Genomic DNA, 7,814 nt, shown 5'->3' with positions numbered 1-7,814 from the left:
GATCTCGGCCGAGATCGCCGCGATGCCCGCACCGGAGGAACTCGCCGGGCGACTGCCGGAGCTGGCGCGGCTGTCGTGAGCGTCCTGGCGGGGAGCCTTTCCGGTCGATGAAGCCGGATCGGGGAGCGGCCTTCCGCGGCTGTGGCTACGCCGGTGGCCGGTCCCGCGCGGCAGTTCGAGCAGCACCGTTGCGCGGATGCTTCCGCAAGGCCCTAGAGATATCCGCTGGCGGGCAGGCCGTCCTGCGGCAGGCCCAGCACGGCGACCGCCGCGTTCGCCGCGGCCACGGCCTGCTGGTGCCCGGTTTCGCCCCAGTTGAGCAGGTCACCGGCTTTCGCCGGGTGCACCAGCAGCCGCAGGTAGGTCCGCCCGTTGTCCGGGTCCGGCTCCGGGGCGTGCACCCCGCTGATCCGCGCGGCCATGCGCACCTGCGCGTACGGGGAGACGCCGTCGTCCACGCACTGGTAGCCGAGGTAGTGCGGCTCGGTGATGTCCAGCGTGACCTCCTCGAAGGTCTCCCTGCGCAGCACCTCGACGTAGCCGCACTCGCCCGGTTCGGGTCGTCCGCCGGGCAGCGAGTGCTTGCCGCCGTCGACCCGGATGAGCACGCGGCCGTCGGGGGCGAACAGGAATCCGTAGACCTGCCGGACCGGCAGCTCGGCAGGCACGGCGCGGGTGTGCCAGGAGAACTTCGCCATCGCAAGATCCCTTCGTCGAGCCCCGGCGGCCGGGCCGCTGTCGAACCGATCAGGTTACCGCCGGTGCGCCCGGAAATCCCGCAGCAACGCGGCCGCGCGCGGGGCCCGGTGGGCGGCTCCAGCACCCGGCGGGCCGCACTGGGCCGATTGGTCCTTTGTGGATGGTCCGGGTGTCCGCAGCGTGGAACGCCGTTCGGCGCTGTTGACAGTCCTTCGGCGGCCCTGGTCGGATGAGCCCGTGTTCGCCGCGCAGCTGACGAAACGCCGCCACGTGGACCTCGTCCGCGTCGGCGCGCAGGGTTGTCGATTCTGATCTCCAGCGCCGCCGCTCGCGAACTTCCGGCCGTTTTCCGCGTCCTGTAGCAGGCAGGTCCGATTCCCCAGGCAGGCCGGTTGCCAGGCAGACCCGGTTCCCGGGTCGGTTCAGTTCCCAGACCGGCCCGGTTCCAGGTCGGCTCAGTTCCCAGGCAGGCGCAGTTCCGCTGTACCCGGCGACGGCCGCGCAGCGCGTCAATCGCGCGGCGGCCCGCCGGTCGATCCCTTTCTCGCACCGCGGTGCAGCGCGTCCGCGCGCCGCCGCCCGAGCACGACCGCACAACGGGAGACGACCGTGTCCGAAGACAAGCCCGCCGAACCGCTGAAGTTCGCCTACTGGGTGCCCAACGTCAGCGGCGGCCTGGTCACCAGCACCATCGAACAGCGCACCGAGTTCAGCTACGACTACAACAAGCGGCTCGCGGTGCTCGCCGAGCGCAGCGGGTTCGAGTACGCGCTCAGCCAGGTCCGCTACGCCTCCAGCTACAGCGCCGCCGAGCAGCACGATCCGGCGGCGTTCAGCCTCGGCCTGCTCACCGAGACCGAGCGGCTGAAGCTGATCGTGGCCGCGCACCCCGGGCTGTGGCACCCGGCGATCCTGGCGAAGTTCGGGATCACCGCAGACATCATCTCGCAGGGCCGGTTCGCGGTGAACATCGTCAGCGGCTGGTTCAAGGGCGAGTTCACCGGCCTCGGCGAGCCGTGGCTGGAGCACGACGAGCGCTACCGGCGCACCGAGGAGTTCATCCGCGTGCTGCGCGGATTGTGGACGCAGCCGAACTTCGAGCTGGCAGGCGACTTCTACCGGATCCGCGACTTCAGCCTGCGCCCGCAGCCGTACCAGGTGCCCGGGCGGCCGCACCCGGAGATCTTCCAGGGCGGCAACTCCACCGCCGCACGGCGGCTGGCCGGGCGCGTGTCGGACTGGTACTTCAGCAACGGCAAGGACTTCGACGGTTTCTCCGAGCAGGTCGCCGACGTCCGCGAGCACGCGGCGGCGAACCGGCGCACCGTCCGATTCGGACTCAACGGCTTCCTGATCGCCCGCGAGACCGAGTCCGAGGCCAAGGCCGTGCTGCGGGAGATCGTGGACAAGGCGGACACCGAGGCCGTGGAGGGCTTCCGCAAGTCCGTGCAGCAGGCCGGCAATTCCACATCGGACGGAAAGGGCATGTGGGCGGACTCCGAGTTCGCCGATCTGGTGCAGTACAACGACGGTTTCCGCACCGGGCTGATCGGCACCCCGGAGCAGATCGCGCACCGGATCATCGAGTACAAGAAGCGCGGCGCGAACCTGATCCTGCTGGGTTTCCTGCACTACCTCGAAGACGTCGAGCACTTCGGCCAGCACGTGCTGCCCATCGTCCGCGAGCTGGAAGCCGAACTGGACCGCAAGGGCGATCCCGTCGGCGCCGCTGTCTGAGCCCTCGAACTCTTCGCACGCAGGTGGTCGCGCACCGGGCCAGCCGCAACGGCCGGTGCGCGGACACCTCCTGACCTGACTTGGAGACAACAGAATGAGCGTTACCGACGACACCGCTACGCGCTGGCAGCAGCGCCCGAGCACCGCGCAGGGCTGGATCGAGCGGGCGCAGGACGTCGCCGCGCTGCTGGCCACCGACGCGGTCGCCCGCGACCGGGCGGGCGAGACCCCGCACGCCGAGGTCCGGCTGCTCAAGGACGCCGGGCTGGTGACCCTGCTCGGCCCCGCCGAGCACGGCGGGGGCGGGCAGACCTGGTCCACCGCGTACAAGGTCACCCGCGAGGTCGCCAAGGGCGACGGATCCATCGGCCAGCTGCTCGGCTACCACTACCTGTGGGCGTGGGCGGTGCGGCTGGTCGGCACCGACGAGCAGATCGAGCAGGTCGAGCGGCTCTACACCGGCGAGGTCCTGTTCTTCGGCGGGGCGGTCAACCCCCGCGACGCCGACGTGGTGATCACCGACGACGGCGCGGAAATCGTGTTCAACGGCCGCAAGTCGTTCTCCACCGGCGGCAAGGTCTCCGACCTGACCGTCCTGGAAGGCGTGCTGGCGGGCACCGACAAGCACATCTTCGCGATCGTGCCCTCCGACCAGGACGGCATCGTGTTCGGCGACGACTGGGACAACCTGGGCCAGCGGCTCACCGAGTCCGGCAGCGTCGAGATCCGCGACGTGCGGGTGCCGTGGGAATCGGCGGCGGGCTACGTGGACAAGGAATTCCGGCCGCTGGTCTACAACACGCTGAACACGCCCACCATCCAGCTGGTGTTCGCGAACTTCTACCTGGGCATCGCGCAGGGCGCGCTGGACGTGGCGAGTTCTTACACCCGGGAGAAGACCCGCGCCTGGCCCTACGGCGGGGACAACAAGGAAAGCGCCACCGAGGAGTTCTACGTCCTCGACGCCTACGGCGACCTGCAGGCCAAGCTGTGGGCGGCGGAGGCGCTGATCGACCGGGCGGGCGGCGAGCTGGAGCAACTGCTGCACGCCGAGCGCGAGTCGGTGACCGCGCAGCAGCGCGGCTCGGCGGCCGTGCTGATCGCGGCGGCGAAGCAGCGGATCGTGGACACCGGCCTGGAGATCGCGACCAAGATCTACGAGGTCACCGGTGCGCGGGCCACCTCGAACAAGGCGGGCCTGGACATCTTCTGGCGCAATCTGCGCACGCACACGCTGCACGACCCGGTGGCCTACAAGCGGGTCGAGGTCGGCCGCTACGCGTTGCTCGGCGAAATCCCGGAACCCACCTGGTACACCTGAGCCCGATGCCGTGGCACCAGCGCCCGTCCGGCGATCCAGCCGGGCGGGCGCTCTCGCGCGGGCGCTGCCGTCGGGCGAGTCGATGCGGGAAAGATCCTGCGATAGCCCGTGCCGATGCGACCGGTCGCTCGATCGGCCTCAGCCGAACCACTTGGCGAAGAACCACGCCACCCGGCTGACCCGGCGCACCTTCGGCTCGAAACCGGCGATGCCGTTGACCTCCCAGTGCTGCCCGCACTCCGGGCACTGGTACGGCCCGAGCCGGGTGGTGTCCACCTCGCACGGGTGGCCCCTGCGTCCTCGCTGCATTCCGCCCCTTCCGCAGCTCGCGTCCGCGCCCCGTGTTCGAAGCCGCACGACCGATCACACCACGCCCGGCGACGCGGCGGAACCGATCACCTCGCCCGTCATCCGGCCGGGTGGGTGGGGACCTTTGGCCGTGTGACGCCGCGTATCCGATTTCTACCTTTGACTGCGAGGGGATCCGGCCGCGGTGGGCGGCCGGGCGAATAGATGGGACGAACCGTGATGCGGCGGAACATCGAAACCGGAGTGCGGATCAGCTGAGCGGCCGCGCGCGCATCCGGCTGTTGCTGTGGGCCGGGGGAGCTGCGCTTAGCCTGGGGAAGGCGAGATCTGGCGCGTCGCCCGCGGTCCGCGGGTGGAAGCGGGGCTGCGAGATGGACACAGGTGACGGCGTCCGGGAAGAGGGCGCACCGGACGGCGCCGCGCGCGGCACCAGGATCGCGCTCGTGGACGATCACGAGGTGGTGCGCCGGGGCATCGCCGATCTGCTGGAGGACGAAACCGACTTCGAGATCGTCGCCGAGGTCGGCTCGGTGCGCGAAGCCCTCGTGCGGCTGCCGCGGGCGAATCCGGACGTGGCCGTGCTGGACGTGCGGCTGCCGGACGGCAACGGCATCGAGCTGTGCCGCGAACTGCTGACGATCCTGCCCGGCGTGCGGTGCCTGGTGCTGACCTCCTTCTCCGACGACGAGGCGCTGCTGGACGCGATCATGGCGGGTGCCTCCGGCTACGTGCTCAAGCAGGTGCTCGGCTCCGACCTGCGCTCGGCCATCCGGCAGGTCGCCGCTGGCCGGTCGCTGCTGGACTCGCGCACCACCGCGGCCGTGCTGGAGCGGCAGCGGCGCAAGCAGGCCCAGGAGGACCCGCTGCACCGGCTGACCGAGCAGGAACGCGCGGTGCTGGAGCTGATCGGCGTCGGCATGACCAATCGGCAGATCGCCGAGCGGATGTTCCTCGCCGAGAAGACGGTGAAGAACTACGTCTCCCAGCTGCTGGCCAAGCTCGGGATGCAACGCCGCACCCAGGCAGCGGTGCTGGCCACCGAACTGCGCCAGGGCCACCACGACAAGTGATCAGGCGCCTCGAACGAGTTCGCATGCGTGCTTCGGCATGTGTTCGGCTGCCGGTGTTCCTAGGCTGAACGGGTCAAACCGGACCCCGTTCAGCGCTGAAGGAGATCGATGACCACCGCGCACCAGGAACACACCGACCACGCCCACCGGCACGGCGACGGTTGCGGGCACGTCGCGGTCCCGCACGGCGACCACGTGGATTACGTCCACGACGGGCACCTGCACACCGCGCACGACGGGCACTACGACGAGTGCGAGCCCAACGGTCACACCGTGCACGAACAGCACGCCCACCGGCACGGCGACGGTTGCGGGCACGTCGCGGTCCCGCACGGCGACCACGTCGACTACCTGCACGACGGCCACCGGCACGCCGCGCACGAGGACCACTACGACGAGCACTGAAGCAGGATCTGCATTGAGCTCGTTTTGCGTAGGTGGTCGCTTGGCGGAACCTCAGGCGCCTGCTCGCTGCGGGATCTCATCCTGACGTAGCTCCCTACGCGGCGTCTTTACAGGTCCGGGCCGCTGTCCTCGCGAGCAGACGCCTGAGAACCCGCGGCGTTGCCGGTTGCTTAGGTGGCGAAAGCGGCTGACGCCGCTTGGAAAGACGAAACATTCCAGCAAACACAAGTGGGACGAAGAACCCGGTCCTGACGAGCCCTGGCCCCCGCGGTCAGGGCTCGTTGCTGTTGAGCGGGGCGTGCCAGCACAGCCGGGTGCCGCCGGTGGCAGCGGCCTGCACCTCCAGGCCGCCCGAGCACTGGGTGGCGCGCTTGCGCAGGTTCGCCAGCCCGCTGCGGGCGGGATGCTCCCCGATGCCGGTCCCGTTGTCGACGATCTCGATGGTCAGTTCCGCGCCGGTGTCGATGGAGACCGTGATCTCGGTGGCCTCGCCGTGCCGCAGCGCGTTGGTGACCGCCTCCCGCACGACCGCTTCGGCGTGCTCGAAGTAGGTGGCGGGCACCGCGGTGTCGACGGCCCCGGACATCCGCACCGATGGTGCGAAGCCGGCGCCGCTGCTGGCGTCGGCCACGGTGTCCAGCAGTCGCCTGCGCAGGCTCACCGGCTCGTCGGTTTCCGGCGCGGAATGCAGGTCGAAGATCGCAGTGCGGATCTCGCGCACGGTGTCGTCGAGCTGCTCCACCGCCTGCTGCAACCGCCGCCGCACGTCGGCGTCGGTGGCGCGGCGCAGCGTGCCCTGCAGGCTCAGGCCGGTGGCGAACAGCCGCTGGATCACGTGGTCGTGCAGGTCGCGGGCGATGCGTTCGCGGTCGCCGAACACGTCCAGCTGGCGCTGCGCGCGGTTCTTCGCGGCCAGTTCCAGCGCGATCGCGGTCTGGTCGGCGAACGAGGCCAGCATCGGCACCTGTCCCGGCCCGAACGGCGGATTCCCCTTGCGCCGCAACGCGATCACGGCGCCCGCCCCGGCCTCGCCGGAGTGCAGCGGCACCGCCAGCGCCGGGCCGTAGCCGGGCAGCACGTGCTGCAAGCCGCTGACCGGGGAGGCCGACACGTCCGACTCCAGCACCGGGGTGTCCCCGGTGAGGCTGGCCAGCACCGGCCCGTCGGTGGTCACCGGGATGCCGACCTCGATGTCGGCCTCGCCCGCGACCGCCTCCACCCGCGCCAGTCCGGTCGCGGTTCCCTCCCGCGCCAGCACGATCAGCGCGCAGTCCGCGCGGGAGATCTCCATCGCGCGCTGCGCGATCAGCCGCAGGCCGTCGGCGGTGCTGACCCCGGAAAGCAGCTCCGTGGTGATCTCGCTCGACGCCTGCAGCCAGCGGTGCCGCAACCGGACCTGGTCGAACAGCTGCGCGTTCTCCACGCTCACCCCGGCGGCGGCGGCCAGCGCGCGCAGCACCACCTCGTCGTCCTGGCTGAACTCGCCGCCGTCGAGCTTCTCGGTCAGGTAGAGGTTGCCGAACACCTCGTCGCGCACCCGGATCGGGATGCCCAGGAAGCTGCGCATCGGCGGGTGGTGCGCCGGAAATCCGATCGCGGACGGGTGTTCGGTGAGGTCGGCCAGCCGCAGCGGCCGCGGGTCGCGGGTGACCTGGCCGAGCATCCCGTGCCCCTTCGGCAGGCCGCCGATCGCCGTGGTGGTCCCGGCGTCCATGCCCGCGTGCACGAACTGGGTGAACTCGCCGCCGGGGCCGAGCACGCCGAGCGCGCCGTAGCGGGCCTGCACCAGCTCGGTGGCGGTGGTGACGATGCGGTGCAGGGTGCTGTCCAGCTCGAGTTCGGTGCCGATCGCCAGCACCGCGTCCAGCAGGTCCTGCATCCGGTCGCGGGTGCTGATCACCCGGGCCAGGCGTTCCTGCAACTCGCCGAGCAGCTCGTCGAGTCGCAGGTCGCCCAGCGTGGAGGCGACTCCCTGCAGCTGGGAGCTCACCGGGTCGGACGAGGAGGCATCGGGCATCGGCTGGTCCATCGCTCTCGGCGTGCGTTCCGGTGTGCCGCGCTCGGCGCGCGTCGTGACGGCCGGGGCCGTCGCCGGTGGCGCGTGGGCGCGGGGCCGCGCGTGTGCTGCGAGTGTGACCGACCGGACGCGCCGCGGCTACTCCATTCGCGCTGGTCCGGGGTGGTGCGCGCGGGCGTGTCGGATCAGCTCTCGGCGGGGGCCTCCGGGGGGCGTGCGCGCTCCGGCGACCCGGCGCTTTCCGGGGGTGCGCTGT

8 protein-coding genes are annotated in these 7,814 nt (G+C 70.9%); 4 read left to right on the top strand and 4 right to left on the bottom strand.

Annotated elements, in window-relative coordinates:
* Positions 1 to 186: hypothetical protein (locus IJH84_RS22655; protein ID WP_295148775.1), on the bottom strand; the 186-nt coding region annotated here is incomplete at its 3' end.
* Positions 187 to 212: 26 nt separating this feature from the next.
* Positions 213 to 698, bottom strand: a complete 486-nt coding sequence (locus IJH84_RS22650) for an NUDIX hydrolase (RefSeq protein ID WP_200070627.1) — start codon at positions 696 to 698, stop codon at positions 213 to 215.
* 610 nt (positions 699 to 1,308) lie between these two features.
* Between IJH84_RS22650 and sfnG the strand changes: the two genes are divergently transcribed.
* Both sfnG and IJH84_RS22640 read left to right on the top strand, forming a co-directional pair.
* Entirely contained in the window at positions 1,309 to 2,436 is a 1,128-nt protein-coding gene (sfnG, locus tag IJH84_RS22645) for a dimethylsulfone monooxygenase SfnG (protein WP_295148770.1), read from the top strand.
* 94 nt (positions 2,437 to 2,530) lie between these two features.
* The gene (locus tag IJH84_RS22640) at positions 2,531 to 3,757 is read left to right on the top strand and encodes an acyl-CoA dehydrogenase family protein (RefSeq protein WP_295148767.1); all 1,227 of its coding nucleotides are present in this window, start codon (positions 2,531 to 2,533) and stop codon (positions 3,755 to 3,757) included.
* Between the two features lie 138 nt (positions 3,758 to 3,895).
* Here the strand turns inward: IJH84_RS22640 and IJH84_RS22635 are convergent, their stop codons facing one another.
* Positions 3,896 to 4,033 (bottom strand): hypothetical protein, encoded by a 138-nt coding sequence (locus IJH84_RS22635; protein WP_200070821.1) that lies wholly within the window; start codon positions 4,031 to 4,033, stop codon positions 3,896 to 3,898.
* A 404-nt stretch (positions 4,034 to 4,437) separates the two neighbouring features.
* On the opposite strand from IJH84_RS22635, the gene IJH84_RS22630 reads away from it, so the two are divergent.
* Together IJH84_RS22630 and IJH84_RS22625 are read left to right on the top strand one after the other, a co-directional pair.
* Positions 4,438 to 5,136 carry a response regulator transcription factor gene (locus IJH84_RS22630; RefSeq protein ID WP_295148762.1) on the top strand — a complete coding sequence of 233 codons (699 nt, stop codon included), beginning with the start codon at positions 4,438 to 4,440 and terminating at the stop codon, positions 5,134 to 5,136.
* Between the two features lie 108 nt (positions 5,137 to 5,244).
* Positions 5,245 to 5,541, top strand: coding sequence for a hypothetical protein (locus IJH84_RS22625; protein ID WP_200070623.1), 297 nt, complete (start codon positions 5,245 to 5,247; stop codon positions 5,539 to 5,541).
* Positions 5,542 to 5,812: 271 nt separating this feature from the next.
* On the opposite strand, the gene IJH84_RS22620 is transcribed toward IJH84_RS22625, so the two are convergent.
* Complete coding sequence (locus IJH84_RS22620; protein WP_295148756.1) at positions 5,813 to 7,570, bottom strand: GAF domain-containing protein; 1,758 nt, start codon at positions 7,568 to 7,570, stop codon at positions 5,813 to 5,815.
* Positions 7,571 to 7,814 lie beyond the last annotated feature (244 nt).

The organism is Saccharopolyspora sp., from assembly GCF_017434145.1.
GTDB classification, from domain to species: Bacteria; Actinomycetota; Actinomycetes; order Mycobacteriales; family Pseudonocardiaceae; genus Saccharopolyspora_C; species Saccharopolyspora_C galaxeae.
The sequence above is the reverse complement of the archived record's forward strand: the minus strand, read 5'-3'. Positions and strand labels throughout refer to the sequence as shown.

Excerpts from the sequence above, each read along its gene's own strand:
- IJH84_RS22650 (WP_200070627.1), bottom strand. The coding sequence starts at position 698 with ATGGCGAAGTTCTCCTGGCACACCCGCGCCGTGCCTGCCGAGCTGCCG.
- IJH84_RS22640 (WP_295148767.1), top strand. The coding sequence starts at position 2,531 with ATGAGCGTTACCGACGACACCGCTACGCGCTGGCAGCAGCGCCCGAGC.
- IJH84_RS22630 (WP_295148762.1), top strand. The coding sequence starts at position 4,438 with ATGGACACAGGTGACGGCGTCCGGGAAGAGGGCGCACCGGACGGCGCC.
- IJH84_RS22625 (WP_200070623.1), top strand. The coding sequence starts at position 5,245 with ATGACCACCGCGCACCAGGAACACACCGACCACGCCCACCGGCACGGC.
- IJH84_RS22620 (WP_295148756.1), bottom strand. The coding sequence starts at position 7,570 with ATGGACCAGCCGATGCCCGATGCCTCCTCGTCCGACCCGGTGAGCTCC.